At 61.4% G+C, this 1,961-nt stretch carries 3 protein-coding genes and 1 pseudogene; 1 reads left to right on the forward strand and 3 read right to left on the reverse strand.

Translation table 11 applies throughout. The features are described 5' to 3' along the window. Positions 1 to 612: site-specific integrase (locus tag J3476_RS19705; protein WP_207068062.1), on the forward strand; the 612-nt coding region annotated here is incomplete at its 5' end. Positions 613 to 671: 59 nt separating this feature from the next. Here J3476_RS19705 and J3476_RS19710 read toward each other — a convergent pair. The 3 genes and pseudogenes from J3476_RS19710 to J3476_RS19720 all read right to left on the reverse strand — a co-directional run. Further along, positions 672 to 977: a type II toxin-antitoxin system PemK/MazF family toxin gene (locus tag J3476_RS19710; protein WP_286183374.1), complete on the reverse strand. Its 306-nt coding sequence runs from the start codon at positions 975 to 977 to the stop codon at positions 672 to 674. After that, positions 974 to 1,204, reverse strand: a complete 231-nt coding sequence (locus J3476_RS19715) for a hypothetical protein (RefSeq protein WP_041799750.1) — start codon at positions 1,202 to 1,204, stop codon at positions 974 to 976. The genes J3476_RS19710 and J3476_RS19715 overlap by 4 nt, the downstream gene beginning before the upstream one ends. Before the next feature lie 385 nt (positions 1,205 to 1,589). Continuing rightward, positions 1,590 to 1,961 (reverse strand): annotated as a pseudogene (locus J3476_RS19720) (glyoxalase); the annotation flags it as partial.

Genomic DNA, 1,961 nt, shown 5'->3' on the forward strand with positions numbered 1-1,961 from the left:
CATTCAGCGGGAACACGCCACACCGACTGGGCGGAGCGCGACCGGGCCATCGTGTTGACGGCGGTGCTCGCCGGGCTCCGCGCGGACGAGCTTGTGCGCGCCAATATCGGCGACATCCGGCCAGCAGATGACGGCGGAGTCATTCATGTGCGTGGCAAGGGCAACAAGGACCGCCGGATACCGGTGGAACAGGCACTCATTCACGAACTGAAGGCCTACCTAGAGTCCCGGGCGGTCCGCTTCCCGAGCGCGAGTAAACGACGGTCCAGCAATGGTGCCTTGGGCGCCTGGCCGGCCACTGCCGCGCTGTTTGTCGGCGCTGACGGTGAACGTATCACCCGTGGCGCCTTGCAGTACCGGGTGCTGCGTGCATTCAAGAAAGGCGGGTTGAACAGCCAACGCTCAGCGGGCGTCTTGGTGCACGGCTTCCGCCATACCTTCGCCACAGAGCTCGCCAACGAGAATGTCAGCGTGTACGCGCTGATGAAGCTTCTCGGACACGAGTCGATGCTTACCTCGCAGCGCTACGTGGACGGGGCGGGGACTCAGAACCGTGCAGCAGCCGCCCAGAACCCGCTCTACGGCCTCATCAAACAGTCGCGGAAACCGTAGCTCCCACGGTTAGTTCGGCGTTCGTGCCGACAAAGGCCGGAGCGGAAATTCATACTGCGTCACCGATCCGGCGTCGCGAGAATCTTGAAGAGCATATTGTTGACGTCGGTGAGGGCCTGGACGTCGACCCGGCGGTCCTGTGTGCTTAGTCTCGCCTTACGCAGGCTAGTGACCAATCCCGGTGCTGCCCAGTCATTCTCGCCTAGAGCCACACCAAACCCGGTATCGGGTTCGGTGGCAAATACCGGCACGACGATCACCGTCGGTTCACTGGGGATCTCGTTGTACACGGTAGAGGAAATGACGAGCACGCTGATACCGGTGTCAATTGTCCAGATGTCACCCCGTCGCGGGGAGTCGCTCAACGCTCGGCCAACTCATCCAAATTGCGGTCCGCCCACGCCTCGCTGAACGCCGTTGCGTCGGGGTGTGCTCGCATCCACTGCTCGTGTGCTGCGCACCGACGACGCATGTCCTCGACATCGAGCAGGGTCTCGATCCAAGAGTTCATCGACTGCTGGTCTTCGTCGGCATACCGTTTGACAGCCTCGTAAGCCGAGTCAGAAACGCGCAGTGTGATCATCCTTGCCATCGGCTCATGCTAGCAGAAGACGCTAGCAACGGCAGGCAGGACCAATCCATGGGTCGTCACCGTGACGATTCGGCGCCTTACAAGGCACCGGCGGGGGTGTGCCAGATAAGTTCCGTATGGTCAACCAGTAAGGAGGCGCGCCCGTGGGCGCGCGAGCCCGCGTTACGAAGTGCAGCGGCCGAGCGGCGTCACCGGATGATGCCTGGGGTCCACCGGATCATGGTCCAACGCAGGAAGGCAATTAGGAAGCGACGGTAGCGTGACGAAAACACCCGACAGCACGGCACGATTCGTCACTGTGACGGATTCTCGTTGTGAATCTAATTGTAGCGCAGCGCCTCTCGGCCAACATCATGGATAATCTCCATTATCCATGAACTTTCGATCAACGGCGGCGTCCCCCCGAAGGATCCGAAAGCGTCAAAAAGCCCAACACTCCGCGGGCTGCGCAGTCCTCCTCGGTTCCCACCTCAAACCCAATGCCCCGCTTGTGCAACGACTCCCCGGCAGCCTCAACCGCCTCCTCGCTGCCCACATCCCAGCCCGCATACAGCATCCGGTTGCGGTCCCCGTGATGAACGGCGATCCGGTGATCCGCGTCGTCGATCCGCAACAGGACCGATCCACTGGACGCCTCAACCGCCTCCATCCCCAAAACCTCCGGACCGAACGCCAACCACTCCTTCGCATCCGGAGACTCCACACCCACATAACCCAACGCTTTCACCAACATGTGTAAACCTCCTATGTTGACCCG

This window comes from Mycobacterium sp. PO1, assembly GCF_017312405.1.
Taxonomy (GTDB): domain Bacteria; phylum Actinomycetota; class Actinomycetes; order Mycobacteriales; family Mycobacteriaceae; genus Mycobacterium.

Coding starts and splice junctions, on each gene's coding strand:
- J3476_RS19715 (WP_041799750.1), bottom strand. CDS start 1,204: ATGGCAAGGATGATCACACTGCGCGTTTCTGACTCGGCTTACGAGGCT.